19 protein-coding genes and 1 other annotated feature are annotated in these 25,629 nt (G+C 55.8%); of the genes, 12 read left to right on the top strand and 7 right to left on the bottom strand.

Translation table 11 applies throughout. From position 1 onward, the window contains the following. Positions 1-168 precede the first annotated feature (168 nt). Together ABUK12_RS00220 and ABUK12_RS00215 are read right to left on the bottom strand one after the other, a co-directional pair. On the bottom strand, positions 169-2,229 hold the full coding sequence (locus ABUK12_RS00220) for a carbon starvation CstA family protein (RefSeq protein WP_410014395.1): 2,061 nt from the start codon (positions 2,227-2,229) through the stop codon (positions 169-171). 411 nt (positions 2,230-2,640) lie between these two features. Further along, on the bottom strand, positions 2,641-2,907 hold the full coding sequence (locus ABUK12_RS00215; RefSeq protein ID WP_410014394.1) for a hypothetical protein: 267 nt from the start codon (positions 2,905-2,907) through the stop codon (positions 2,641-2,643). Between the two features lie 229 nt (positions 2,908-3,136). On the opposite strand from ABUK12_RS00215, the gene sbcB reads away from it, so the two are divergent. Further along, positions 3,137-4,603 (top strand): exodeoxyribonuclease I, encoded by a 1,467-nt coding sequence (sbcB, locus tag ABUK12_RS00210; RefSeq protein WP_410014393.1) that lies wholly within the window; start codon positions 3,137-3,139, stop codon positions 4,601-4,603. A gap of 72 nt (positions 4,604-4,675) precedes the next feature. Continuing rightward, complete coding sequence (locus tag ABUK12_RS00205; protein ID WP_410014392.1) at positions 4,676-6,607, top strand: hypothetical protein; 1,932 nt, start codon at positions 4,676-4,678, stop codon at positions 6,605-6,607. Positions 6,608-6,610: 3 nt separating this feature from the next. Here ABUK12_RS00205 and ABUK12_RS00200 read toward each other — a convergent pair whose 3' ends face one another. Both ABUK12_RS00200 and ABUK12_RS00195 read right to left on the bottom strand, forming a co-directional pair. Beyond that, complete coding sequence (locus ABUK12_RS00200; RefSeq protein ID WP_410016775.1) at positions 6,611-8,020, bottom strand: glutamine synthetase family protein; 1,410 nt, start codon at positions 8,018-8,020, stop codon at positions 6,611-6,613. A 219-nt stretch (positions 8,021-8,239) separates the two neighbouring features. Then, positions 8,240-9,088: an SDR family oxidoreductase gene (locus ABUK12_RS00195; RefSeq protein WP_410014391.1), complete on the bottom strand. Its 849-nt coding sequence runs from the start codon at positions 9,086-9,088 to the stop codon at positions 8,240-8,242. Positions 9,089-9,355: 267 nt separating this feature from the next. After that, positions 9,356-9,476, top strand: a sequence feature (His leader region). Between the two features lie 35 nt (positions 9,477-9,511). Between ABUK12_RS00195 and hisG the strand changes: the two genes are divergently transcribed. From hisG to hisIE, 8 genes are read left to right on the top strand one after another with little or no spacing between them, the layout of a single operon-like run. Beyond that, positions 9,512-10,411, top strand: coding sequence for an ATP phosphoribosyltransferase (gene hisG, locus ABUK12_RS00190; RefSeq protein ID WP_410016774.1), 900 nt, complete (start codon positions 9,512-9,514; stop codon positions 10,409-10,411). A 7-nt stretch (positions 10,412-10,418) separates the two neighbouring features. Continuing rightward, on the top strand, positions 10,419-11,777 hold the full coding sequence (hisD, locus tag ABUK12_RS00185; protein WP_410014390.1) for a histidinol dehydrogenase: 1,359 nt from the start codon (positions 10,419-10,421) through the stop codon (positions 11,775-11,777). Next, on the top strand, positions 11,777-12,868 hold the full coding sequence (gene hisC, locus ABUK12_RS00180; protein WP_410014389.1) for a histidinol-phosphate transaminase: 1,092 nt from the start codon (positions 11,777-11,779) through the stop codon (positions 12,866-12,868). Before hisD ends, hisC begins: the two co-directional genes overlap by 1 nt. After that, positions 12,865-13,932, top strand: a complete 1,068-nt coding sequence (gene hisB / locus ABUK12_RS00175) for a bifunctional histidinol-phosphatase/imidazoleglycerol-phosphate dehydratase HisB (RefSeq protein WP_410014388.1) — start codon at positions 12,865-12,867, stop codon at positions 13,930-13,932. Before hisC ends, hisB begins: the two co-directional genes overlap by 4 nt. After that, the gene (hisH, locus tag ABUK12_RS00170; protein ID WP_410014387.1) at positions 13,932-14,522 is read left to right on the top strand and encodes an imidazole glycerol phosphate synthase subunit HisH; all 591 of its coding nucleotides are present in this window, start codon (positions 13,932-13,934) and stop codon (positions 14,520-14,522) included. The genes hisB and hisH overlap by 1 nt, the downstream gene beginning before the upstream one ends. A gap of 3 nt (positions 14,523-14,525) precedes the next feature. Further along, positions 14,526-15,266 carry a 1-(5-phosphoribosyl)-5-[(5-phosphoribosylamino)methylideneamino]imidazole-4-carboxamide isomerase gene (hisA, locus tag ABUK12_RS00165; protein WP_410014386.1) on the top strand — a complete coding sequence of 247 codons (741 nt, stop codon included), beginning with the start codon at positions 14,526-14,528 and terminating at the stop codon, positions 15,264-15,266. Further along, positions 15,248-16,021, top strand: a complete 774-nt coding sequence (gene hisF / locus ABUK12_RS00160; RefSeq protein ID WP_410014385.1) for an imidazole glycerol phosphate synthase subunit HisF — start codon at positions 15,248-15,250, stop codon at positions 16,019-16,021. The genes hisA and hisF overlap by 19 nt, the downstream gene beginning before the upstream one ends. After that, a complete protein-coding gene (hisIE, locus tag ABUK12_RS00155) occupies positions 16,015-16,626 on the top strand; it encodes a bifunctional phosphoribosyl-AMP cyclohydrolase/phosphoribosyl-ATP diphosphatase HisIE (RefSeq protein WP_410014384.1) in 612 nt (203 codons plus the stop codon). Before hisF ends, hisIE begins: the two co-directional genes overlap by 7 nt. Before the next feature lie 93 nt (positions 16,627-16,719). On the opposite strand, the gene ABUK12_RS00150 is transcribed toward hisIE, so the two are convergent. The 3 genes from ABUK12_RS00150 to gndA all read right to left on the bottom strand — a co-directional run bounded on the left by ABUK12_RS00150 (position 16,720) and on the right by gndA (position 20,976). Continuing rightward, entirely contained in the window at positions 16,720-17,274 is a 555-nt protein-coding gene (locus tag ABUK12_RS00150; protein WP_410014383.1) for a hypothetical protein, read from the bottom strand. Positions 17,275-18,303: 1,029 nt separating this feature from the next. After that, complete coding sequence (locus ABUK12_RS00145; RefSeq protein WP_410014382.1) at positions 18,304-19,302, bottom strand: hypothetical protein; 999 nt, start codon at positions 19,300-19,302, stop codon at positions 18,304-18,306. A gap of 267 nt (positions 19,303-19,569) precedes the next feature. After that, complete coding sequence (gene gndA, locus ABUK12_RS00140; RefSeq protein WP_410014381.1) at positions 19,570-20,976, bottom strand: NADP-dependent phosphogluconate dehydrogenase; 1,407 nt, start codon at positions 20,974-20,976, stop codon at positions 19,570-19,572. A gap of 1,853 nt (positions 20,977-22,829) precedes the next feature. On the opposite strand from gndA, the gene ABUK12_RS00135 reads away from it, so the two are divergent. After that, complete coding sequence (locus ABUK12_RS00135; RefSeq protein WP_410014380.1) at positions 22,830-24,242, top strand: mannose-1-phosphate guanylyltransferase/mannose-6-phosphate isomerase; 1,413 nt, start codon at positions 22,830-22,832, stop codon at positions 24,240-24,242. A gap of 13 nt (positions 24,243-24,255) precedes the next feature. Next, a complete protein-coding gene (gene cpsG / locus ABUK12_RS00130; RefSeq protein WP_410016773.1) occupies positions 24,256-25,629 on the top strand; it encodes a phosphomannomutase CpsG in 1,374 nt (457 codons plus the stop codon).

Genomic DNA, 25,629 nt, shown 5'->3' with positions numbered 1-25,629 from the left:
CTCTTAAATGATATACCTGGATATATGATAAACATCTCACGTTCTTTAGCCTGGAGATTAGTTTTCCTGCTAAGTGGTTTATTCTGGCTCTGTGTTATCGGCCTGTTCGCCTGGATTTAAATAGCGGACGAAACCGCCCGCGCCGGCGATCGGCGCGGGCCGGCCCCGTTATTTCATCAGCGGCAAGGCCTGATAAGGCACTTCCGTATCGCTGCGTTTATCCAGCCGGTAGGCCTGGTAGGCCGAACGTAAGCCGAATAACAAAATGCTGATCATCACAAAGATAAACAGCGCGGTCAGCCCGGCGTTCAGCTGATTATTGAATACCAGCCGTCCCATTTCCTCCATGGTTTTGGCCGGTGCGATTATCTGATTCTGGTCGATGCCCGCCTGGTATTTACGCGCTAGCGCAAGAAACCCCACCCGCGGGTCGCTGGACAGGATTTTCATCAGCCCGGCGGTGGTGGTGCACACCAATAAGAACGCCATCGGCACGCCGGCCACCCAGGCGTAGACATGACGTTTCATCTTGAACAGCACGACAAAACACAGGGTCAGCGCCATGGCCGCCAGCATCTGGTTGGCGATGCCGAACAGCGGCCACAGGGTATTGATGCCCCCCAGCGGATCCACAACGCCCTGGTAAAGGAAATACCCCCAGGCGGCCACGCACAGCGCGGTGGCGATGATATTGGCCGCCAGCGAATCGGTGCGCCTGAGCGACGGCACCGCCACGCCCAGCAGATCCTGCAGCATAAACCGTCCGGCGCGGGTGCCGGCATCCACCGCGGTGAGAATAAACAGCGCTTCGAACAGAATGGCGAAATGATACCAGAACGCCATGCTGATACTGCTCACGGCCTGGCTGAGGATATGCGCCATGCCGACCGCCAGGGTAGGCGCGCCGCCCGCCCGGGACACGATGCTGGTTTCGCCTACCGATTGCGCGTAGTCGGTCAGCATCTGCGGGGTGATCTCAAATCCCCAGCCGCTGACCGCCGCCGCCGCCGCTTCCACCGTCGTGCCGCCCAGCGCCGCCGCCGGACTGTTCATGGCAAAATAAATGCCCGGATCGATAACCGACGCGGCAATCAGCGCCATGATGGCGACGAAGGATTCCATCAACATGCCGCCATAGCCGATAAAAGCCGCCTGGGTCTCGTTTTCCAGCATCTTGGGCGTGGTGCCCGAGGCAATCAGCGCATGGAAGCCCGACACCGCGCCGCAGGCGATGGTAATAAACAGGAAAGGAAACAGCGTACCCGACCATACCGGCCCGGTGCCGTCGATAAAACGGGTCATGGACGGCATTTCCAGCGTCGGGGCGATAAACACGATGCCGATCGCCAGCCCGACGATGGTGCCGATTTTCAGGAACGTGGACAAATAATCCCGCGGGGCCAGCAGCAGCCAGACCGGCAGGATGGACGCCACGCCGCCGTAGATAATCAAGGTCCAGGTCAGCTGTTTACCGTCCAGGGTAAAGAAAGGCGCCAGCGTGGGGCTGCGGGAGATATCGCCGCCGTAGATAATGGCGGCCATCAGCACGATAAAGCCGATGATCGAGATCTCGCCAATTTTACCCGGCCGGATAAAACGCAGGTAGATGCCCATGAAAATCGCCAGCGGGATGGTACAGCCCACGGTAAACGCGCCCCACGGACTGTTGGTCAGGGCTTTAACCACGATAAGCGCCAATACCGCCAGGATAATTATCATGATCATAAAAGTGCCGAATAACGCAATCACCCCGGGAACCGCGCCCAGTTCCTGTTTGATTAAGTCGCCAAGCGATCGTCCGTCCCGCCGCGCCGACACAAACAGCACCATGAAATCCTGCACCGCGCCCGCCAGCACCACGCCCGCCAGGATCCAGATCATGCCGGGGAGATACCCCATCTGCGCCGCCAGAACCGGACCGACCAGGGGACCGGCGCCGGCAATGGCGGCAAAGTGATGCCCAAACAGCACATATTTATTCGTGGGGACGTAATCCAGTCCGTCGTTATGGCGATAGGCCGGCGTCATGCGCGTCGCGTCCAGCCGCAGCACGCGGCTGGCGATAAAGCGGCTGTAATAGCGATAGGCAATCAGATAAACCGCCACCGCCACCACCAGGATCCACAACGCGTTAATTTTTTCGCCGTTATGCAAGGCGATAACGCCCATCCCAAAAGCGCCCGCAACGGCAACCAACACCCAAACCAGATGGGAAGCAATGTTTCGCATACACCCGCTCCTTGATAATGTATTAGCTAACTGAATAAAACGCTGTGCAGGAATGACTGAAATGTTTTATTACTATTTCTCATAACATTGCTTAAACCGTTTTGACAGACGCAATTTTCATAAATGTGATCCGCCAGGAAAGCTTGAACTATCTCTTACTGAAAATCAGACATCGGCTATAATTGTGCGCGCCCAAATATCACCCGGCCCGCGCCACCGGCGGCACGGCGCACCGTGGCGGCGCTGGTGATAAACCTACTCGGGGGGCTGATGGTGGCATGACGTAATTAAGATATGTCGCGGCGGTTAAACCGTACGCAAGGGCCGTGAAAAGTCCAGGCGCCACCCAGTCGGCGGCAGCCATGGTGGGGTAATCTATTCCCACTCCGGCGTGCCGTTATCCCAGGCAGACTATTTTTTATTGTTTAAACGCTTGTGCACCAATAACGCGGCAATAGCCGGAACGCCGAACACCAGCGCCAGCACCGGCAGTTCTTCCAGCAGCGTATAACCGGCGCGGAACACACCCACGCCCAGGTTGGCCAGGGAGATGACCAGCCACAGCACCATAAAAGCCTTTACCGCCGTCGCTATGGCCGGGCGGCCGACAAAATGCGCGCTATAGGTAAACAGGCCGAGCAATGCCAGGCCAACCACCACGATAATTAATGTATGCATGCGGTATTATCCATAAAAGGTCCATAAGCACTGTTTAATCATCCTCGCCTGTCGCCTTAGGCTCAGGACAGGCATAAGGTTTCCCCGCGCGTTACGCCAAAGGCGACCTGGAAAACGCCGGGTCGCCATCCCGGCTGCCACAGCGGTTTCCAGTGCCAAACGCGGTGATTCGCCGGTCATCCCGGTAGGGTTTAGCGGTTAATCATGACATAATACGCCGATAAAGCCGATGATAACGATCGGCGCTATCCACCCAACCGGACTTTTGACCATCGTGGCTACTACTCCCAAGCAACCGAGCTTTCTGGTGCATGATTACGAAACCTTCGGCAAACATCCGGCGCTGGATCGGCCCGCCCAGTTCGCGGGGATCCGCGCCGGACTGGACTTCGAACCGCTGGAAGAGCCCCAGGTATTTTTCTGCAAACCGGCCGACGACTACCTGCCCGATCCCGAGGCGGTGCTGATTACCGGCATCACGCCGCAGCAGGCCGCCCGCGAGGGCGTCTGCGAAGCGGAATTCGCCAGGCGGATCCATGGGTTGTTCAGCGTGCCGGATACCTGCATTCTCGGTTACAACAATATCCGTTTCGATGACGAAGTGACGCGCAATATTTTTTACCGCAACTTCTACGATCCCTACGCCTACAGCTGGCGCCAGGGCAATACGCGCTGGGACCTGCTGGACGTGATGCGCGCCTGCTACGCGCTGCGTCCCGGGGGCATCAACTGGCCGCTTAATGATGACGGTTTGCCGAGCTTTCGCCTGGAGCACCTTACCCGCGCCAACGGCGTTGAACACGCCAACGCCCATGACGCCATGGCCGATGTCCACGCCACGCTTGCCATGGCGAAGCTGGCCCGACAGGCGCAGCCGAAGCTGTTCGAGTATCTTTACCAGCATCGCGGCAAGCAAAAGCTGAAAAGCCTGCTGGATATCGCCGCCATGAAACCGCTGGTCCATGTTTCGGGCATGTTTGGCGCCGGGCGCGGCAATACCAGCTGGATTGCGCCGTTGGCCTGGCACCCGGAGAACCAAAACGCCCTGATCGTCTGCGACCTGGCCGGCGATATGGAGGTACTTCTGGATCTCAGCGCCGATGAACTGCGTACCCGCCTTTATACGCGGCGCGATAAGCTCGGCGAACTGTCCGCGGTGCCGATTAAACTGGTGCATATCAATAAATGCCCGGTGCTGGCGCCCGCCAGTACCCTGCGCCCGGAGGATGCGGAACGCCTGGGGATTGACCGCGAGCGCTGCCTGCAGAACCTGCAGGTGCTGCGCCGGCACGCCGGCGTGCGGGAAAAAGTGGTGGCGCTGTATGCCGAAGCCGAGCCCTTTGCCGGATCCGATAACGTCGACGCCCAGCTGTACGATGGTTTTTTCAGCGATGCCGACCGCGCGGCCATGGATATTATCCTGGCAACCGATCCCGTTAACCTGCCGGCGCTGGATATCAGTTTTGTCGACCCGCGCCTTGCTCCGCTGCTGTTTCGCTATCGGGCGCGTAACTTTCCCCACACCCTCGATGACGGTGAACAGCAACGCTGGCTGGCATACCGCAAAGGATTATTTACCCCGGAAACGCTGCAAGCCTATGTGGAAAACCTGGAACGGCTCTATGCCGAACATGCCGGCGATGAGCAAAAAACCCGCCTCCTGAAGGCGCTGTTTGATTATATGCAACAGCTTTAATAAACTGACATTAACTTTATAACCGGCTATGTTTCACCCTAGCCTGAAGTATAAACACCAGAGAGATTAGGAATGAAAAAAAGTGGGCAACGGGGTTACAGCATTTGGCTGCACCCTTCCTTTTTTGCAATAAATATTATATTGGGTATGATATTAAGTTATCATTTTGTGATGATTAACTTCAGTGCGGACAATGATGTCGCCAATTCAATTATCGTTTGGCATGAAATCCAGCTTCATGGTTTTTCGGTGTTATCCCAGTGGCGGCCCACGGTGGATAACTGGTACTTATCCACCTACCCTATTCATTTCCTGCTGTTTAAACTTACAGGATCCACTTCAATATCCATTATTAAATTTATTGAAATTTCCCAAGTTTTTTTAGCCGCGGTGATATCATCCTTAATCTGTTTTCACAAAACCCGCAGCCGTTACGCCTTTTTGTTGATTCCATTCTTCTGCGGTTTATCCGTATTTGCTTACAGTGTAGCCTATATTTCACATCCCTTTTCCCATAACCTGACTAATTTGTATGGGCTGGCATGCGTTTATCTGTATATTGTTAAACCGCAACAATTTAGTTTTCCTTATGAGATTGGACTCTGTGCGCTGATAATTATAGCCTCTGTTTCGGATCCCTGGTTTCAGGCGGCCTATTTTCTGCCATTATTTTTGACCAGTCTCTATTCTGGTTTTATCGCCAGGACGCAGCCCAAAAAATATGTTATTCCGTTATTTATTACCGGCATTATCCTTTTTACACATATTATTGAACGACTTCTTCATTTACCGGTGGCCCGTTTCACGCTGGGCGCGCCTGAACAGATGCTGGCAAATGCCTATTGGTTTCTGGTGGGCGTGGGGGGCAGCCTGAATGTCTTTTTTATCCAGACAGATAATCTAAAGATAATTTCGGCCATCATCCTTATTCTCCTCTACTTTTATGCCCTTATCACTATGGCCAAGCATGATAGTCTAGATAGGGTTATCTTTCTTTCCCTGGCTGGCATTACCTCGGCTTTTATTTTAAGCAGTGTCCCCGGGGCCTCCTATAGCGCGCGTTTTTTCGTCAACATTGTCTATCTGGCCATTATCGCTATCTTTACCAGCGCGGTGTATCGCATGCACAAACCGCTGTTGGGCTTCCTGGGCATTCTGTTTTTGTCTGGCATCTACTCCCATTGGCAGGTTGCCGCTAATGCCCAGGATCGGTCCATGAGCGAATTGCGCGCTTTTCTGGAAAAAAACGATCTATCTTACGGTTTCGGCCCCTATTGGGACGCCAAAACGCTGGCGCTCGCTTGGGATACCCAGTGGAAAATACTGATACGCCCAATCGACTTCGATAAAGTCACCGGGCTAATGCTACGCGGCGGCCGGTCGCAAACGTTTAACTATTGGTATATACCTGAAACCAACGAAAAGCCGCAAAGACAGTTTATCGCCGTGGCCAAAGGCGGCGAGGAATGTCCGGATTTGCAGCTATGTCTTGACGGCATTGTCAGGCAATTCGGTGAGCCTGAGGAAAAACTGACCTTTAACAACCTGTTATTTTATGTGTACAACCGCCCTATCATCACCTACTCCGCGCCAGAGCTTGCCTCCGTCGGCGAACTTCGTTTCGGCTGGAAACACAGTGATTATATTTGGCAAGGCTGGAGAAAATCCTCGGAGCCGGACTATCGCTGGACCGAAGGACTAACGGCGCGGATGGCCTTTCATAAAGCGGCACCCTGGCGGCGAGGCGTTTTTACCCTAGCGGCATCAACAAATCAACCGGTCAAAGGGGCAATTTACTACCGTGATAAAAAAATCAAAGACCTCGATTTACCGCCAGGGGATCAGCGCATTCAGTTTACCATTGATAATATTGACGGCGATGACGGCAATATCGCTATCAAAATCGCATTCGATGCGCTGAAAAGTCCACGCGACCTGGGTACCGGGCGGGAACGGGAAAAACTGGGTCTGGCCGTTAACAGGATAAGTTATCAATTTGATTAACAATCAGGCGTTTTTCAGCATCCAGTCGATCTCCGTTGGCGTCACCAACTGCTCGAAATGGCTGAGTTCGGCGTGCTTGCAGGCATGGTAAACCCGGCAAAAGCGCGCGCCCAGTAACTCCTGCAGGCGCGTGCTCTCCCGAAACGCCCGCAGTGCCTCGCTTTGCCGCAGCGGCAGCGGCGCGCCCTGGTGTTCATCGCCGCCGTTGCCGGTAATTTCCGCCGGCAGCGGCGGCGGGTTCTCCAGGCCGTGCAGCATGCCCGCCAGCGCCGCGGCCAGTGCCAGGTAAGGATTGACGTCCGCGCCCGGCACCCGGTATTCCACCCGGTGGTTATCGCCATCGCTACAGGGAATACGCAGCGCCACGGTACGATTGTTATAGCCCCAATTGGCCCGCACAGGCACATACATGCCGGGCTGAAAGCGCCGGAATGCGTTAACGTTGGGCGCCAGCAGCGCCATGGAAGCGGGCATCAAATCGAGCATGCCGGCCAGGGCGTCGCACATCAGGCCGGCATGGCGGCCGCAGCCGTCGGACAGCACATTGTTACCCTGCCCGTCGCGCAGGCTCAGATGGATATGCAATCCGCTGCCCGCAAACGCCTCGTAGGGTTTGGCCATAAACGTGGCCTGCATGCCATGGTTTTCCGCCACCAGCCGCACCAGCCGCTTTAACTGCAGGGCCTGGTCGCAGACGGTAAGCGGGTTATCGCCATGGTGAAGGTTAATCTCGAACTGGCCGGGGCTGGACTCCGCCACGGCGCCGGCGGCGGGCAAGCCCTGCAGGCCGGCAAGCCGGTCGATATCGTTGAGCACCGCGGCAAAAAGGTCGAGATTATCCAGTGAATACACCTGGCTTTGGGTATGGCGATAGCCGGTTCCCGGCGCGCAGGGCGGCTGCAGCCGGCCCGCCGCGTCGCGCGCGCGATCCACCAGGTAGAATTCCAGTTCCACCGCCGCCACCGGGCTAAAGCCGCGCGCGCGCAACTGCTGCCACACCCGATTGAGAACATTGCGCGGCTCGACGTCAAAAGGCGCGCCGTCCTCATCAAGCATGGTCAGCAGCAGTTGGGCGGTTGAATCGGGATCGGCGGCGGATGGCGCCAGGGTACCGGCGACCGGCACGCAGACATGATCGGGCTCGCCTTTTTCCTGCCCCAGCCCGGCATCCTCCACCGTGTGGCCGTAAAGGTTGATGGCAAACAGCGACGCGGGGAAATAGCATCCGTTTTCAATCGTGGAAAGTTCGGTCAGCGGGATACGTTTACCGCGGAAACCGCCGTTAAGATCGGTGAGAAAAATATCGACTTGCTGCGTTCGGGGGTGGCGTGCCAGGTAAGCGGCGATCTCACGCTGGAACGCGCTGGTTCGCTGCCCGTCGGCGAGCATTGCGCGCCGCGCCTGCGTATCCATCTGCTGCGCGGGCCGCGTCCTGAGAACATCTATTGCTACGTGGTTGTGCATAGTTTACCCGCTGAAACATCCCTTTTGCATAACATTGGCGGACAGCAAACCGGCAGGCGCGATATTGCGCCTGCTCTAAAAACATAGCGCCAAGGCCGTTTTTTGGCAAATCCGGCTTTTGACCACATCCAGTCTTTAGCCAATCAGGCCCTGACGCCCCCGCCCGGCTCACGACAGGCGCATCGGCATCAGGGCCGGATCCGGATACAGGTATTCAAACCCCAGCTCGCGGCAAATCCGGCTGCCGTCGATGGTTTTACCGCTATCCTGCGCCCGGCCATCGCCGGCCTCGTCGGCCAGGTATTCCGGCGGGGTCAATGCCAGTTCCCGCGCCCTGGCCGGATAATAATCGCGCTTTGCCGGATGGCGCGGCGCGCAGATATTATAGATATGCCCGCCCTTTGGCAGCTTGAGCAGCAGCTCAATGGCGGCGATGACATCCGACTGATGCACCAGATTAACGCCGTGCGACCCGCCCGGCAACCCAGTCTTGCCCGCCAGGAACCGGCCGGGATGGCGGCTCGGCCCCACCAGCCCGGCAAGGCGCAGGATATCCACCGACGTATTGGGCAGGCGATGCAGCCAGCGCTCCAGCTCCACCAGGCACGCGCCCGCGGGCGTTACCGGCGCCAGCGGGCTGTCTTCGCGCAGCAGGCCCGCCGTCTCGCCATACACGGCGGTGGAGCTGGTGAAGATAATGCGCGGCACGGCAAACGCCAGGGCGCTGTCCACCACCTGCTGCACCGCCAGCAAATAGTCGTCGGCGCGTTCCATAGTGCGGCCCGCCGGCAGGGTAATAATCAAGGCGTCCACCTGGAACAGCGCCGCCAGGTCGTCCTGCTCAGCGTTGATTTCCGGCGTCAGGACCAGCGGATAGCACTCCACGCCGCACATCCTGGCCGCCTCGACGCCGTCCGGCGTGGTTTTAGTGCCGGCCACCCGATATCCCCTGGCAAGCAGCGATAACGCCAGCGGCATTCCCAGCCAGCCTAAACCCACTATGGCGATTTTTTTCATATATGCTTCTCCCTCTGGCGCCTGGTACGTTAAGGCATGATCTTCTGCAAAACCGACCGCGCGGGCCCGCGCCCTACAGAAAGAAAATAGTTGCATTTGCCACTAAAGATCGTTAGTTTTGATTTAAAGACGGCCTACCCTGGCCATGCTACTACTGTACTCGCTACAAATGTAATACTACGTATGTAATTTTCAGCGCGACAGTACAACCTAGACTGCTCAACCCAGTACAACGGAAATTATGATGAACAACGTTCTGTTTAACCACCATCATCACCATCACCCTGACTAGTCTTTCAGGCGTTTGGTGCTGGAAGACATAATATCTTCCAGTGGCGCAGAATGTAAGAGAGAGCCCTCGGAAGATATCTTCCGAGGGTTTTTTTTTGGGCTTAACACATTTTATTTCAGGCAGAGGACAGTATCTTGGACAAATCACGGTTACGGATAGCGATGCAAAAATCAGGCAGGCTGAGCACGGATACGCAGCAGCTGCTTGAACATTGCGGCATTAAAATCAATCTGCAGCAACAACGCCTGCTGGCCTTTGCGGAAAATATGCCCATAGATATTATGCGGGTGCGCGACGACGATATCCCCGGCCTGGTGATGGACGGCGTGGTGGATCTGGGCATCATCGGTGAAAACGTGCTGGAGGAAGAGCTGCTTAATCGCCGCGCCCAGGGCGAGGATCCGCATTATTACATGCTGCGGCGCCTGGATTTCGGCGGCTGCCGCCTGTCGCTGGCCCTGCCGCTGGATGAACCCTTTACGGGTCCCCAATGCCTGCAGGGCAAACGCATCGCCACCTCCTATCCGCACCTGCTTAAGCAATACCTGGACAAACTCGGCATCAACTTTAAGTCATGTCTGCTCAACGGTTCCGTGGAAGTCGCGCCGCGCGCCGGCCTGGCGGACGCCATTTGCGATTTGGTCTCCACCGGCGCAACCCTTGAGGCCAACGGCCTGCGGGAAGTGGAAGTGATCTACCGCTCCAAGGCCTGCCTGATTCAAAGCGACGTCGAACTGCCGCCGGCCAAACAGGCGCTGATCGATAAGCTGATGATCCGCATCCAGGGGGTTATCCAGGCGCGCGAATCCAAATATATTATGCTGCACGCCCCGGCCGAACGCCTGGACGAGATCGTGGCCCTGCTGCCGGGCGCGGAACGCCCCACCATTTTGCCCCTGGCCGGCGATAAACACCGCGTCGCCATGCATATGGTCAGCAGTGAAACCCTGTTCTGGGAAACCATGGAAAACCTGAAAGCCCTCGGCGCCAGCTCAATCCTGGTGCTGCCGATTGAAAAGATGATGGAGTAAGCGGCCGATGACCACCTCCCCTTTTTCCACGCCGGTACGCTGGGACGACTGCTCGGCCGGCCAACAGGCCGCGTTGCTGGCCCGTCCCGCGGTGGCGGAGTCCGATCGCATCAGCAGCGCCGTCGGCGAGATTATCGATAGCGTCCGCCAGGGCGGCGACCAGGCCATCAAAGCGTTTAACCTGCGGTTCGACCATATCGCCACGGCGGAATTACGCGTCAGCGATCTGGCCATCCGCCAGGCCGCCGATCGCCTGTCGCCCGCGGTAAAACAGGCCATGGCGACGGCGGTGGCCAATATCGACTGCTTCCACCGCGCCCAGCAGCTGCCGCCGGTGGATGTGGAAACGCAGCCCGGCGTGCGCTGCCGCCAGCTCACCCGTCCCGTGGCGTCGGTGGGTCTCTATATTCCCGGCGGCTCCGCGCCGCTGCCCTCGACGGTATTGATGCTGGCCACGCCCGCGCGCATCGCCGGCTGCCGCCGGGTGATCCTCTGTTCGCCGCCGCCGATTGCCGATGAAATCCTCTATGCGGCGCAACTATGCGGCGTGCAGGACGTCTTCCAGGTGGGCGGCGCCCAGGCCATCGCCGCCATGGGGTTCGGCAGCGAATCGATTCCGAAAGTGGATAAAATCTTCGGTCCCGGCAACGCCTGGGTGACCGAGGCCAAGCGCCAGATAAGCCAACGCGCCGGCGGGGCCGCCATTGATATGCCCGCCGGTCCGTCCGAAGTGCTGGTTATCGCCGACAGCGGCGCCACGCCGGCGTTTATCGCCGCCGACCTGCTCTCGCAGGCGGAGCACGGCCCGGATTCGCAGGTGATCCTGCTGACCCCCGACGCGGCCATCGCCGAAGCCGTGGCGCTGGAAACGGACGCGCAGCTTGCCCTGCTTTCCCGCGCCGCCATCGCCCGTCAGGCGCTCAGCGCCAGCCGCCTGATCATAGCCCGCGACCTGGCCCAATGCGTGGCCATCAGCAACCGCTACGGCCCGGAGCATCTGATTATCCAGACCCGGGACGCCGAAAGCCTGGTGGCCGACATCACCAATGCCGGCTCGGTGTTCCTGGGCGACTGGTCGCCGGAATCCGCCGGCGACTATGCCTCCGGCACCAATCATGTCCTGCCGACCTATGGCTATACCAACACCTATTCCAGCCTGGGCCTGGCGGACTTCCAAAAACGCATGACGGTACAGGCGCTGACGCCGCAGGGCCTGCTGGGGCTGGCCCCCACCATTGAGATCCTCGCGCAGGCGGAGCAGCTCACCGCGCATAAAAACGCCGTTACGCTGCGCGTCGCCGCCCTCAACCAGGCCCAGGCCGCCTCATCCACCCCTGCGCCGTTAACGGCCGATAAGGAGCAATAATGTCCATCAGCCAACTGGCGCGCGCCAATGTACTGGCGCTCGAGCCTTACCAATCGGCGCGCCGCCTCGGCGGCAAAGGGGATGTCTGGCTTAACGCCAATGAATATCCGCTGCCCCCGACGATTGAACCGCGTCCCGGCAACCTCAACCGCTATCCCGACTGCCAGCCGGCGGGGGTCATTAACAGTTACGCCGCCTATGCGGGGCTGCAGCCGGATCAGGTACTGGCCTGCCGCGGCGCCGATGAAGCCATCGAACTGCTGATCCGCGCGTTTTGCGAGCCGGGCCGGGATGCCATCCTGTTTTGTCCGCCCACCTACGGCATGTACAGCGTCAGCGCCGAAACCTTCGGCGTAGCCCGGCGCACCGTGCCGGCGCGCGACGACTGGCAGTTGGATCTGCCGGCCATCGAGGCGCAGATGGATGGCGTCAAGCTGGTTTATATCTGCAGCCCCAATAATCCCACCGGCAATATTATCCGCCCGGACGATATCAAGCGCCTGCTGGAAGCGGCCCGGGGACGCGCGCTGGTGGTGGCCGATGAGGCCTATATCGAGTTTTGCCCGCAGGCGACGCTGGCCGGCTGGCTGGCCGACTACCCGCATCTGGTTATCCTGCGCACCTTGTCCAAGGCGTTTGCCCTGGCCGGGCTGCGCTGCGGCTTCACCCTGGCCGGCGCGGACGTGATCCAGCTGCTATTAAAAGTGATTGCCCCCTACCCTTTGCCGCTGCCGGTGGCGGATATCGCCGAACAGGCTCTCAGCGCCGACGGACTGGCGCTGATGCGCGCCCGGGTGGCGGAGATCGCGGCCACCCGCCAATGGCTGGCCGCGGCCCTGCTGGAATGCGCTTGCGTGCTGGACGTCTATCCCAGCGCCAGCAACTACCTGCTGGCGCGCTTTGACCCGGCAAGCGGCGCCTTCAAGGCATTGTGGGATCAGGGCATTATCCTGCGCAACCAGAGCGCCCAGCCCGGCCTGCGGGACTGTCTGCGCATTACCATCGGTACCCGCGGCGAATGCGAGCGGGTGGTTAACGCCCTGCGCGCGCTGCGCAGCGACGTCGACGTTTCCCGCAAGGAGGCCATGTGAGCCAGAAACTGCTGTTTATCGATCGCGACGGCACCCTGATAAGCGAGCCGCCGGAAGATTTCCAGGTGGATCGCCTGGATAAGCTGGCCCCGGAACCCAACGTTATTCCCGCGCTGCTGGATCTGCAAAAGGCCGGTTTTCGCCTGGTCATGATCACCAACCAGGACGGCCTGGGCACCGCCAGCTTTCCCCAGGCGGATTTCGATGCGCCGCATAACCTGATGATGCAGATTTTCCGCTCCCAGGGCATCGTGTTTGACGACGTGCTGATTTGCCCCCACCTGCCGTCTGACGGCTGCGACTGCCGCAAGCCGCTCACCGGCCTGGTAACCGGCTACCTGGAGGACGGCCGCATCGATACCGCCAATAGCTACGTGATTGGCGATCGCGAAAGCGATATCGCGCTGGCGCATAATATGGGTATCAATGGGCTGCGCTATCACCCCGAGACCCTAGGCTGGCAGGCGATTGCCGACCTGCTCACCCGCCGCGATCGCCATGCCCACGTCAAGCGCGTCACCAAGGAGACGGATATCGATGTGCAGGTCTGGCTGGATCGCGAGGGGGGCAGCAAGATCAATACCGGCGTCGGCTTTTTCGACCACATGCTGGATCAGATCGCCACCCACGGCGGTTTTCGCATGAATATCGCGGTCAAGGGCGATTTGTATATCGACGATCACCATACGGTGGAAGATACCGCCCTGGCGCTCGGCGAGGCGATTAACCAGGCGCTGGGGGATAAACGCGGCATCGGCCGGTTCGGTTATATGCTGCCGATGGACGAATGCCTGGCGCGCTGCGCGCTGGATATTTCCGGGCGCCCGCACCTGGAATATAAAGCGGAGTATACTTATCAGCGCGTCGGTGATTTAAGCACTGAAATGGTCGAGCACTTTTTCCGCTCGCTGTCTTATGCCATGGCCTGCACCCTACACCTGAAAACCAAAGGCAAAAACGATCATCACCGCGTCGAAAGCCTGTTCAAGGTCTTTGGCCGCACGCTGCGCCAGGCTATCCGCGTGCAAGGCAACACCCTGCCCAGTTCGAAAGGAGTGCTGTGATGAAGGTCGTGATACTTGATACCGGTTGCGCCAATCTGTTCTCGGTTACCGCCGCGGTGCGCCGGCTCGGCTACCAGCCCGTGGTCAGCCGCGATACCGATATCGTGCTGCATGCGGACAAGCTGTTCCTGCCCGGCGTCGGCACCGCCCGGGCGGCGATGGATCAATTGCGTGAGCGCGGCCTGATTGAGCTTATCAAGGCCTGCACCCAGCCGGTATTGGGCATCTGCCTCGGCATGCAGCTGCTGGGCCGCGAAAGCGCCGAGAACGGCGGCATCACGACGCTTGGCATTATCGACGCCCCGATCGACAAAATGACCGATTTTGGCTTGCCCCTGCCCCATATGGGCTGGAACCAGGTGCATCCCCATCATGACAACCGGCTGTTTCGCGGCATCGGCGACGGCAGCTACTTCTATTTTGTCCATAGCTACGCCATGCCCCTGTGCGCCGCCACCATAGCCCAGACCCATTATGGCGAGCCGTTTACCGCGGCGGTGGAGCAGGATAATTTTTTCGGCGTGCAGTTCCATCCTGAACGCTCCGGCGCCGCGGGCGCTCAACTGCTGAAGAATTTTCTGGAGATGTAAACGGTGATTATTCCCGCGTTGGATTTAATAAATGGCGAAGTGGTGCGGCTGCATCAGGGCGATTACGGCCGCCAGCGCCAATACGGCGGCGATCCCCTCGCCCGTCTGCAGCAGTATGTCGGGCAGGGCGCGCAGCTTTTGCATCTGGTGGACCTTACCGGCGCCAAAGACCCCGCGGCCCGCCAGATCCCGTTGCTGAAAACCCTGCTGGCCGGCGTTGGGCCCACGCCGGTACAGATTGGCGGCGGCATCCGCACGGCGGAGGATGTGGCGGCATTGCTGGATGCCGGCGCCACCCGCGTGGTGGTGGGCTCCACCGCCATCCGCCAGCCGCGCGAGGTACAGCGCTGGTTTGAGCGTTTTGGTCCCGATGCCCTGGTATTGGCCCTGGACGTACGCATCGACCGTGCCGGACAGCGCGAGGTGGCGGTCAGCGGCTGGCAGGAAAATTCCGGCATGACCCTGGAGCAGGCGATTGGCGAGTATCAGCCCTTCGGCCTCAAGCACGTACTCTGTACCGATATTTCCCGCGACGGCACCCTGGGCGGCTCGAACGTGGCGCTTTACCAGGATATCTGCCGCGCCTGGCCCGCTATCGCCTTCCAATCCTCCGGCGGCATCGGCTGCCTGGAGGATATCGCCCGGCTGCGCGGCACCGGCGTCCAGGGCGTGATCGTCGGCCGCGCGCTGCTGGAAGACAAATTTACCGTTGAGGAGGCTATCGCATGCTGGCAAAACGTATAATTCCCTGCCTGGACGTGCGCGCCGGCCAGGTGGTGAAAGGGGTACAGTTCCGTAATCATGAAATTATCGGCGATATCGTGCCCCTGGCCCGGCGTTATGCCGAGGAAGGCGCGGACGAGCTGGTATTTTACGATATCACCGCCTCCGCGGACGATCGTGTGGTGGACCAGAGCTGGGTGGAACGGGTAGCGGAAGTGATTGATATCCCGTTTTGCGTCGCCGGCGGCATTAAAACCCTGGAGCAGGCGGGCCGTATCCTGTCGTTCGGCGCCGATAAGATTTCCATTAACTCGCCGGCGCTGGCGGATCCCGACCTGATAAGCCGCCTGGCGGACCGGTTCGGCGTACAGTGCATCGTGGTCGGCGTCGACACCTGGCATGACAGCGGCACCGATCGTTACCTGGTCAATCAATATACCGGTGATGAAACCCGCACCCGGGTGACGACATGGGAAACGCCCGACTGGGTGACGGAAGCGCAAAAACGCGGCGCCGGCGAAATTGTGCTCAATATGATGAACCAGGACGGCGTGCGCAACGGGTATGACCTGAAACAGCTCCGGCTGATCCGCGGGCTGTGCCACGTGCCGCTGATCGCTTCCGGCGGCGCGGGCGCGCCCGAACACTTCCTTGAGGCGTTTCGCGACGCCGACGTGGACGGCGCGCTGGCGGCCTCGGTATTCCATAAGCAGATAATTAATATTGGCGAGTTAAAAACCTTTCTCGCACAACAGGGAGTAGAGATCAGATGTTAACCACACAGCAGCGCGACCAGTTGGATTGGGATAAAACAAATCAAATGATGCCCGCCATTGTCCAGCACGCCATTTCCGGTGAAGTATTGATGATGGGGTATATGAACCCCCAGGCCCTGCAGGCAACCGAGGACACCGGCAAGGTGACTTTTTTTTCCCGCAGCAAGCAGCGCCTGTGGACCAAGGGCGAAAGCTCCGGCAACGTCCTGCACGTGGTGGGCATCTATCCCGACTGCGATGGGGATACCCTGCTGATCCTGGCCAACCCCGACGGCCCCACCTGCCATACCGGCGCCAGCAGCTGCTTTTATCCGGCCGCCACCGACTGGGGTTTCCTGCATAACCTGGAAACCCTGCTGGCGCAAAGGAAAACCGCCGACCCGGAAAGCTCCTACACCGCCCGGCTGTATGCCAGCGGCACCAAACGCATCGCCCAGAAGGTGGGAGAGGAAGGCGTGGAAACCGCCCTGGCGGCCACGGTGCACGACCGTGAAGAACTGACCAACGAGGCGGCGGACCTGGTTTATCACCTGCTGGTGCTGCTGCAGGATCAGGATCTGGATTTAAGCCGGGTTATCGGCCGGCTGCGCGAGCGGCATCAATAACCGCTCCAGCAAGCCGCCCGGCGGCAGATAAGGCGTATTATGTGCCCCCGCTCATTGATCGGGGGTATGTAAAACCGCGGTGATTCGTCATCACTATTTAAAAAAATTGCGAACCTTTTCCACAGCCCGCTTAGTTTCATTCTTTGTCTGCTCTGCAACACGGTTAAATTCATGTCCTATCTTCTGTGGATCAATACGCGCAGCTTCATCCCCTATCTGCCCTAAAATACGGTCAGCTTCATGTTTTAACTTCTCTTTATCCAGCGATTTTATTTGACCATGAATACGCGAGGCTTCCCGCAATACCTTTTGCCCCAAAGAAAAAGAGGTCGCTGATCCGGCCGGTTTATTGCCGGCATCATTAGCCGCGGCCGCTTCAGGACGGGTGGCGTCATCCGGGTATTCGTTCCTTACTCTTTGCAAATAAGCGCCAATATCATTAAATAATGCTTCATCGATATCTTCGCCTCCCCGGCTATTATCTATACGCGCAAGCAGACCCTCGGGCAACGGCCGCTGGGAAGCATTGGCGACCCCGGTCAGCTTATCGCGCAGAGATGAAAAAAATGCATTATTGTCTGAATTCGTTGATACACTGTGCTGAATAGGTGCATCATTACTTTTAGGAACTAAACTATCATAAATCATTGTAAACTCCTTATTTATAATATATTAAACTAAAAATATTGCTGATAAGTTTACCTGGCATGCTTAGAGCAAATACGTTCGTTAATTGAATCATTATCAGCATGATTATCCGGCGCTAACTTTAAACAAATCGTCAATATGACAGGTAAATCTGAATCAAATATGAAACGCCTCTTTATCCCTTGGCGGCGCCATTGCTGCATGGATAACATCGCCGTCGTGACCGGGCTAGATTCACTTTCAGCGCCGGCTACGATGGTTAAGGCTGCGGCGTTAGCCTTCATGGCGCGGCGCTGCCCGATCCTGAACTGCCGCGCAGCGAAGGCGAGGCTGGGAACAGTTTTTTGTAGCTGGGAGGCGGTGTGTAGCTGGGAGGCGGTGAATCGCCCTTAATGTTCTTGAGTTCAGGAACGGCCGGGAATCCCGCATCCAAAGGGGGTGGATAATAAGGAACTAAACTGAGCGGCGGCCCATGGCGGTTCGACGCGAACGACAGCGCGCTGAACCCCCCTGACGTTGGCGCCGGCCCGGCTATCGGGGTATTATCCGTCTTTCGCGTGATGGGGCCAAAACCGCAACAGTATAACCAACTTGGCATCTGATACTCCTGATGATTGAGACACAAAAAAACACAGTCTAAGAACATTACGGATGTGTTATTTTCCACCGAGCACAACGACCGCGATCGGTTTGAATTTATGATACCGGGCCGCCGCCACGGGTAATGCTTCCGTCATTTTTGGATTATATTTACAAGCTATTTCGTCAAAAAACCGCAGATTATTGCGATTAATTTTATTATTCATTAGTCCGTGGCAATATAACTCCGAATTATCAGGAAGCAGTAAAATTATCCTGAATATTCACTTCTTTTTCATCCGGTTTAATGAATTTGTTGAAAAATGATTAAGGTATTTTCACTTCATTATCACGACCTGTTGATACTGCATTTAGGGCTTTATTAAGGGGCAACCTTTTCGCGTATTCTTGACATAAAAATGGTAGAATAGGTTAATTATTCATTTATACCTAAGTACACCGCCATGCGTTAATCAATCGGATTGCCACCTGATGATTAAGCCTGGGCAAAAGAATATGGGGCAGTTGATACTTAAGTTCACGGAAGATCCTCAATCTTCCGTCCAGGGGCAGGGTTAATACCGCCGCAAGCAATGCATCCAATGCCGGTAATATATGCCCCGGGCAGAGATGAAGAACGTCAAGCGACAGCTCTGCCAGTATGGCTTCCCGGGTCCGCCGGCGATAGCTTACCGTCAGCGCCAGCAACCCCAGCATAATCTCACCTCGATCCCGCTGCCGCAATAGCCTGAAATGGTAAAGGATATTTTCGCCGACATGCTCACGGCATACCGTCGACAGCGCCGGCCCCTTACGTAACAGGTCTTTGCAGGCATCGGCCAGGGCGCAGGCGGATAATCCCCGCAGGCGGTAATAACTGAGCGCCGTCCAGCCCTGGTTTTGTAGTGAATCCGGCCAGGCGTCGATAATCTGGCTAAGACGCTGATATAGCCATTCCGCCGCCGCCTCGTCCGGCGGGCTCACCCTTTCAATGATACGCAAAACCGGCGCCAGCTGGTAGTGAGGAGGAAACGCGGCCAGGACACCCGGGGTGTCGTCACTGCCCATCAGCATTTTCACACGCGGATAACCGCACCGGCGCGCCAGGCTGCGGGTTAGAATAATGCTATCCCGCTGCGTTTTCAGCCGCTCATATAATGTTTTATTAACGCAGGATAATCTGAGTAAATCCCCAGGCGAGAGAGAATGGCCGATACGCGTTAAAAGCTCCATGGATAAGGTATCCAGGCCCTGCGGGCGCGCCTCGCCTGCGGCCTCAAGCGACGGCGCCATGCGCAGCGCCTGGGAGCATCGGTTGGCAACGGCATTGATTCCCCGTGCCAGCGCGCCGGGAATGCAGCTCCCGGATGAGAACGCGTTGGCAACGCCCGGCGGGGCAACAGATTCAGGCTCACTTGGGGAATGACAGCATAATAGCGAACGCAGCATGGCATGTTCCTCTTTATGATTGGCAAGGTTAGCCCGTTTTTTATGGTAGCGGCAGGTATATTTACGCTATGCGGCGGCGCTTTGCATCCGGCCTGCGCGACAGAAGTTAATTCTTGAACCCCCCTCGATTCTTCAGGAAGCAAACATAAAAAAACCGCCCGGTTTCGCGGACGGTTTACGATGACATCACGACGGTGCCTATGCCCTACACCGCCGGGTTACAGACGGCTTACACCGGCACCCAGCACAGTGGTTTGCCGGGCAGTCTTATTCCAGCCATTCGGTATGGAACACGCCGTCCTTGTCGGTGCGCTTATAGGTATGCGCGCCGAAATAGTCGCGCTGCGCCTGGATAAGGTTAGCGGGCAATACCGCCGAGCGATAGCTGTCGTAATAGGCGATGGCGGCCGAAAGGGTCGGGGTCGGAATGCCGTGCTGTACCGCATAGGCCACCACGTCGCGCAACGCCTGCTGATAATCGTCGGCCACCTTTTTAAAGTAAGGCGCCAGCAGCAGATTGGCGATGTCGGCGTTTTCGGCATAGGCGTCGGTGATTTTCTGCAGGAACTGCGCGCGGATAATGCAACCGGCACGGAAGATCTTGGCGATCTCGCCGTAGTTCAGGTTCCAGTTATTTTCTTGCGACGCGGCTTTCAACTGGGAAAACCCTTGGGCATAAGAGACGATTTTACCCAGATAGAGCGCCCGGCGGACTTTCTCGGTAAATTCTTTTTTATCACCGCTAAAGGCTTGCGGCGCGGGACCGGATAATACTTTCGCGGCGGCGACGCGCTGATCTTTTAGCGACGACAGATAGCGGGCGAACACGGACTCGGTAATCAGGCTTAACGGTTCGCCCAGATCCAGCGAACTCTGGCTGGTCCATTTGCCGGTCCCTTTATTGGCGGCCTCATCAAGGATAACATCGACCAGGTAGTTACCCTCTTCATCTTTCTTGGTGAAGATATCTTTGGTGATGTCGATCAGATAGCTATTCAGCTCGCCCTTGTTCCATTCGCTGAAGGTGGCGGCCAACTCGTCATTGCTCAGGCCCAGGGCATTCTTAAGCAGCGCATACGCCTCCGCGATCAGCTGCATATCGCCATATTCGATGCCGTTATGCACCATTTTAACATAATGACCGGCGCCGTCCGGACCGATATAGGCCACGCAGGCTTCGCCTTCGGCGCGCGCGGCGATTTTCTCCAGTATCGGGGCCACCAGGTCGTAAGCGGCTTTTTGCCCGCCGGGCATGATGGAAGGGCCTTTCAGGGCGCCCTCCTCACCACCGGAAACGCCGGTGCCGATAAAATTGAACCCTTCAGCGGACAGCTCGCGGTTACGGCGAATGGTATCGCGATAGAAAGTGTTGCCGCCGTCAATCAGGATATCGCCTTTTTCCAGGTAGGGTTTCAGCGAGTCGATGGTTTTATCGGTGCCTTCGCCGGCTTTGACCATCAGCAGGATGCGCCGCGGTTTTTCCAGTGAATTGACAAATTCTTCCAGGCTGTAGTAAGGCACCAGATTCTTATCGGCATTCTCGGCGATCACTTCTTCCGTCTTTTCGCGCGAACGGTTGAAGATGGAAACGCTATAACCGCGGCTTTCAATGTTCAGCGCCAGATTGCGCCCCATTACCGCCATACCGACTACGCCGATCTGTTGTGTGGACATTAAGCAACTCCTGTCTGAAGTATGTGTCTTAAGTATGAACCACCTGCGGCCGCACGTTGGCCGGCAGGTTATAAAATGTGGATGATATGTTAACCCAGCTTGGCATCCGGCGGGTAGTGATTGGTGCGATAGACGGCAAAATGTCGTAACCGAGCCGAGCCACGTCGGCGTCCTTGACAAATGTTAAAAAAAATAAGTTATCAGTAATCAAACAAAATGTTAATAAACAAGAATTACAATTGATTATAGTTTTGATCATTCAAAAACTTATCATACTCTGACATTGGCTATTCCACCTTATATTGGCAAAACAAAAGGTTATATAAAGAAAAAACGCCTGCCTGTGATTTAGTTAAAAATTGGTCATTACGTGATACTTACCTTCAGGAGATGAAAAAACACGCTGAAAGATCGTCTCTTCCATTTCCATCGGGTTTTGTCTTGCAACCCGCCGCCCCTTTTGGCTGCTTATATCTATGTGCCCCCGTCTCAGTCGACGCATACCCAAAGCGTTGCCTTAACTTACTTTGAGCTTGTCCGTACTGCCTAAGAAAGCGTCACAGCAAACTTATCTGGCGACCCAATTTCGGTACGCAACTGCCGAACTCATCTTGTTATTTGATATTACCCTGTGGATACAAACCTCTGTGTCCCAAGGTGCTGATTAGGTAATATTTAAATGTCATGAAACCAATTCAGCTCATTCCGCCACTATGCTGCCTCATTGGTGCTTCATGACTGTGAGCGTTTAACAGGCTGTATTGACAAGCTAATATTGCTAGCCAGGTTATTTATTAACCTTCAGGCAGGTTAAGTTGAAGGTATTCGCATCAGAGGGAAACGCTGGCTTGATGCCAGAGATAACCGGCCTGAACTGGCGCTATTTACACAAAGCTGTTGTTGGCGTAAGACAACAGTTCCTTTATCCAGCACTTGTTTCCGCATGTTACTTTGTCAGCACATTTTATAGCCATATAGCCATATCATGTAGCCGCATAAGGGTGGTGATGGCCTCATCGTTGGCGGCTCCAGCAAGTTCACGCTTGGCATCAATGCTACGGGTGCAATATTGAAATTATGATTGTGATTTTTCAACCAATAATAAAAATTCTTGATAGTTATACTCTGCTGTTCACACTAATTCAGTTTCGTACTCCGCTGTGTTTCCATGCATCTATACACTGTTGCTATTCCGTTCAGTTATGCCGCTTTACCATGGCCGATTTCATGTTGGTTATGCGGCTGACTGAGCTTTCCATGACGATAGTCATTAAACAAGAGGGGATGCTTGAGTGCTTACAAATTTCACTCTCTTCTGAGAGAATTCTTATTATAACCACGCTAAAAATTTGCATTGGCACGTGAATTAACAGCAATAGCCGTAAAAGTTAATGGAGACGCCCCCCTGATGGCGCATACCGCTCATCCCGGTTTTACAATCATGAAATGGGAATATATTCTCCAAAAAAATTATTATCCATGTGTATAATGTGCGGATGTTCTTACTTGTTACTTGGTTCTTGTCTTCTCGCGTTAGGCGTGTATGGGCGAGAAACAAGTTAGCCGACTTATCACAAATTAATTAGCACAATCAGTCCTTTGGTAGCTGTCGAGCCAAGGGCGGTAGCGTGCCAATTTGCATTTGTGGGTTTGGCGCACGGCTCCGGTTAGAGCGTTTGAATAAATTTTGACCGATACGCCAATGACTGATGCCTCAGCCGACGTCCCGCTACCAAGACGCGGCATGAACAAATTAAGGTTAAAAAGCGACTTGATAAAGGGAATTAGCTTTATTTGACTTTAGGTGTTTTTTTGTCCAAAAAATTTGACTTAATGCAATTAAGGGAAAAAAAATGTTACTACCAGTAATTATGGCAGGGGGAACCGGTAGCCGACTTTGGCCGATGTCCCGCGAGCTGCATCCAAAACAGTTCCTGCGCTTGCATAGTCTTCATTCCATGCTGCAGGAAACGGTAAAAAGACTAGATGGTGTGGATGTCAGCGAACCTGTTGTAATCTGTAATGAAGAACATCGGTTCATGGTTGCCGAACAGTTGCGCCAGATAAATAAACTTTCTAAAAATATCATCCTGGAGCCGGTAGGACGCAACACCGCCCCTGCTATCGCTCTCGCGGCGTTGAATACGGTGGCGCAAGGGCATGACCCCATCATGCTGGTGCTGGCGGCCGATCATATTATCAACGACGTGGAAATTTTTCACGAAGCCATCCTGGCAGCCATGCCCTATGCGGCCGACAGAAGCCTGGTGACGTTCGGCATTGTCCCGACCGGACCGGAAACCGGCTATGGCTATATTCAACGCGGCGCTCCCTGTGCTGCCGGTTCATCCGCGGCAGCGGTTCGCCGATTTGTTGAAAAACCGGATTTAGCGGTGGCGCAAGGTTACGTCGAGTCCGGTGAATATTACTGGAATAGCGGCATGTTTATGTTTCGGGCGCAACGCTATCTGGAAGAACTGGAAAAATTCCGCCCAGATATCTTGGATGCGTGTAAACGTTCTCTGAACAACAACGAGTCTGATAAAAATTTCATCAGCGTCGATAAAGCCAGCTTTGCCTCCTGTCCTGATGAATCCATCGACTATGCGGTGATGGAAAATACCCGGGATGCAGTGGTTATCCCCCTGGACGCGGGATGGAGCGACGTGGGTTCGTGGTCCGCGCTATGGGAAGTCAGTAAAAAGGATGTCTCGGGTAATGCCGTTACCGGCGATACCTTTCTTCATGATGCCCATAACTGTTATATCAATACGGATGAAAAGTTGATCGCGGCCGTCGGCGTGGACAACCTGGTGATCGTGAATACAAAGGACGCGGTATTGGTCGTGGATAAGTCACGCGTGCAGGACGTCAAGAAAATCGTTGAGTTCCTCAAGAAAAACGACCGCAGTGAATATCGCCGGCATCGCGAAATTTATCGTCCATGGGGCCGCTGCGATATCGTCGTTGCTGAAAAACGCTTTAACGTCAATCGCATCATGGTTAATCCCGGCGAAGCAATTTCTTTACAGATGCATCATCACCGCACGGAGCATTGGGTCGTACTTTCCGGTACTGCCCGGGTGACCACCGGTGAACAAACCTTTTTGCTGACTGAAAACCAATCAACATTCATTCCGATCGGCGTCATTCATCGCCTGGAAAACCCTGGCAATATCCTTCTGGAAGTCATTGAGATTCAGTCAGGCTCCTATCTAGGGGAAGATGACATTATCCGCATTGAAGACCATTACGGCCGTTGCTAAATTTCGGGGATTTATGAATAGCTTAACTTGCTTTAAAGCCTATGACATTCGGGGAAAATTGGGTGAGGAACTCAATGAGGATATTGCTTACCGGATCGGTCGGGCCTATGGTGAATACTTAAAACCAACATCGGTTGTCGTGGGCGGTGATATCCGCCTGACCAGTGAAGCGCTTAAACTCGCGCTGGCGAATGGTTTGCGTGATGCCGGGGTAAATATATTTGATATCGGCGTTAGCGGGACAGAAGAAATCTACTTCGCCACATTCCATTTACAGATGGATGGGGGGATTGAAATCACCGCCAGCCATAATCCAATGAACTATAACGGCATGAAACTGGTGCGTGCGAATGCGCAGCCTATCAGCGGCGATACTGGGCTTTTGGCAATTAAGCAATTAGCTGAACAAAATAACTTCTCAGCTGTAGATAGCCGCAAACGCGGCAGTTATCAAAAAATATCCATCCTGCAAGCATATGTCGATCATCTGCTCGGCTATATAGATCTGGCAGCACTCAAGCCCCTGAAGCTAGTCATCAATTCAGGCAATGGGGCCGCTGGTCATGTTATTGACGAAATCGAGCGCCGGTTCACCCTGGCAAATGTCCCCATACAGATCATCAAGATCCACCACCAGCCGGATGGCACTTTCCCGAACGGCATCCCCAACCCGCTGCTGCCAGAATGCCGCGCGGACACGGCGAAAGCAGTACTGGAAAATAATGCCGATATGGGTATTGCCTTTGACGGCGATTTTGACCGCTGCTTCCTGTTTGATGAAAAAGCGACTTTTATTGAAGGTTATTATATTGTCGGACTGCTGGCCGAGGCATTTCTGCAAAAAAATCCCGGCGCAAAAATTATTCATGACCCGCGTTTATCCTGGAATACCATCGAAATCGTTGAACAAGCGGGCGGCGTGCCGGTGATGTCAAAAACCGGACATGCCTTTATCAAAGAACGCATGCGCAAGGAAGACGCGATCTACGGCGGTGAAATGAGCGCCCACCACTATTTTCGCGATTTCGCCTATTGCGATAGCGGCATGATCCCCTGGTTGCTGGTCGCCAGCCTGGTATCGGTTAAAAGTAAATCCCTCAGCCAGTTGGTAGGCGATCGCATGCTGGCCTTTCCCGCATCCGGAGAAATTAACCGAAAGCTGGCGAACGCGGCCGAAGCTATTGCGAAAGTCCGCGCTGCCTACGAGCCGGACGCTACGGCGCTGGATTTTACCGATGGCGTCAGTATCGAATATAAGGATTGGCGTTTTAATCTCAGAAGCTCTAACACAGAACCCGTGGTGCGCCTAAACGTAGAGTCGAAAGGAGATAGCGCATTAATGCAGAAAAAAACGCGCGATATCTTAGATTTGCTGGGCGAGGCGTGA

This window comes from Sodalis sp. C49, from assembly GCF_046352915.1.
Taxonomy (GTDB): Bacteria; Pseudomonadota; Gammaproteobacteria; order Enterobacterales; family Enterobacteriaceae; genus Acerihabitans.
Note: the sequence above shows the minus strand (reverse complement) of the source record. Positions and strands in the feature narration are given on the sequence as shown.

What these genes read in the sequence shown, in the direction of transcription:
- hisD (WP_410014390.1), top strand. Translation starts at nt 10,419, where the DNA reads ATGACCACCTCCCCTTTTTCCACGCCGGTACGCTGGGACGACTGCTCG.
- ABUK12_RS00195 (WP_410014391.1), bottom strand. Translation starts at nt 9,088, where the DNA reads ATGAAAAAAATCGCCATAGTGGGTTTAGGCTGGCTGGGAATGCCGCTG.
- ABUK12_RS00200 (WP_410016775.1), bottom strand. Translation starts at nt 8,020, where the DNA reads ATGGATACGCAGGCGCGGCGCGCAATGCTCGCCGACGGGCAGCGAACC.
- ABUK12_RS00145 (WP_410014382.1), bottom strand. Translation starts at nt 19,302, where the DNA reads ATGCTGCGTTCGCTATTATGCTGTCATTCCCCAAGTGAGCCTGAATCT.
- ABUK12_RS00205 (WP_410014392.1), top strand. Translation starts at nt 4,676, where the DNA reads ATGAAAAAAAGTGGGCAACGGGGTTACAGCATTTGGCTGCACCCTTCC.
- hisF (WP_410014385.1), top strand. Translation starts at nt 15,248, where the DNA reads ATGCTGGCAAAACGTATAATTCCCTGCCTGGACGTGCGCGCCGGCCAG.
- ABUK12_RS00220 (WP_410014395.1), bottom strand. Translation starts at nt 2,229, where the DNA reads ATGCGAAACATTGCTTCCCATCTGGTTTGGGTGTTGGTTGCCGTTGCG.
- ABUK12_RS00135 (WP_410014380.1), top strand. Translation starts at nt 22,830, where the DNA reads ATGTTACTACCAGTAATTATGGCAGGGGGAACCGGTAGCCGACTTTGG.
- sbcB (WP_410014393.1), top strand. Translation starts at nt 3,137, where the DNA reads ATGATAACGATCGGCGCTATCCACCCAACCGGACTTTTGACCATCGTG.
- hisH (WP_410014387.1), top strand. Translation starts at nt 13,932, where the DNA reads ATGAAGGTCGTGATACTTGATACCGGTTGCGCCAATCTGTTCTCGGTT.
- ABUK12_RS00150 (WP_410014383.1), bottom strand. Translation starts at nt 17,274, where the DNA reads ATGATTTATGATAGTTTAGTTCCTAAAAGTAATGATGCACCTATTCAG.
- gndA (WP_410014381.1), bottom strand. Translation starts at nt 20,976, where the DNA reads ATGTCCACACAACAGATCGGCGTAGTCGGTATGGCGGTAATGGGGCGC.
- hisIE (WP_410014384.1), top strand. Translation starts at nt 16,015, where the DNA reads ATGTTAACCACACAGCAGCGCGACCAGTTGGATTGGGATAAAACAAAT.
- hisC (WP_410014389.1), top strand. Translation starts at nt 11,777, where the DNA reads ATGTCCATCAGCCAACTGGCGCGCGCCAATGTACTGGCGCTCGAGCCT.
- cpsG (WP_410016773.1), top strand. Translation starts at nt 24,256, where the DNA reads ATGAATAGCTTAACTTGCTTTAAAGCCTATGACATTCGGGGAAAATTG.
- ABUK12_RS00215 (WP_410014394.1), bottom strand. Translation starts at nt 2,907, where the DNA reads ATGCATACATTAATTATCGTGGTGGTTGGCCTGGCATTGCTCGGCCTG.